Consider the following 1,006-nt stretch of genomic DNA (forward strand, 5'->3'; position numbering starts at 1 on the left):
ATTTAAGAACGTTGCCCACCGCCCCGCCCCACCCTATAGCCCCGCTCATGGAGCGGCTTTCGGGCAGCGTCCGCGTCCCGGAACATCTGCGGGGCGGCGTGATCGCGCTGGGAAATTTCGACGGCTTTCATGCGGGCCACCAAGCGGTGGTGGGCCGCGCGGTGGAACTTGCGCGCGCGATCGGCGGCCCCGCGCTGGTCGCGACCTTCGATCCGCATCCCGTGCGGCATTTCGCACCCGATGTGCCGCCCTTTCGGCTCACCACGCTCGACCAGCGGCAGCGGCTTTTCGCGCAGGCCGGCGCCGATGCGATGCTGGTCTTCGAATTCGGCGCCGAGCTAGCCTCGCTCACCGCCGAGCAATTCGTCGCGCAGCGGCTGATCGACCTGATCGGCGCGAAGGGCGTGGTGACGGGCGAGGACTTCACCTTTGGCAAGGGGCGCGGCGGCAATGTCGACGTGCTGGCCGAGCTGGGCGCGAAATTCGGCCTCGTCACCGAAGCGGTCGGCCCGGTCGCCGCGAACGGCGAGGTGATCTCGTCGAGCCGGATTCGCGAGGCATTGCAGGCGGGTGACTGCGAGACCGCGACGCGGCTGCTCACGCGCCCCTTCGCGATCGAGGGCGAGGTGATGCACGGTGACAAGGTCGGTCGCGATATCGGCTTTCCCACCGCCAATATCGGCCTCGGCCACTATCTGCGCCCGCGCTACGGCATCTATGCGGTCAGAGGCCGTTTGCCCGATGGGCGCGTCCTCGACGGCGCCGCCAATCTCGGCATCCGGCCGAGCTTCGATCCGCCGAAAGAATTGCTCGAACCGCATTTCTTCGATTTTTCGGGCGATCTTTACGGGCAGGTGGTCGAGGTCGAGCTGATCCACTTCCTGCGTCCCGAGGCGAAGTTTGATGGGCTTGAAGCGCTTAAGGTGCAGATCGCCAAGGATTGCGAAGAGGCGAAGCGGGTGCTGGCTGCCATTTAGCCCCTCCCCTTCAGGGGAGGGGCTGGGGT

General features: G+C 66.5%; 1 protein-coding gene. It reads left to right on the forward strand.

Annotated features, from left to right (window positions below; translation table 11 throughout):
* Positions 1–47: 47 nt before the first annotated feature.
* Positions 48–977 carry a bifunctional riboflavin kinase/FAD synthetase gene (locus tag AC3WJD_RS22000; RefSeq protein ID WP_492748991.1) on the forward strand — a complete coding sequence of 310 codons (930 nt, stop codon included), beginning with the start codon at positions 48–50 and terminating at the stop codon, positions 975–977.
* Positions 978–1,006: the final 29 nt, after the last annotated feature.

The sequence above is a fragment of the Sphingobium sp. FW306-1B-F04DB genome (assembly GCF_058781925.1).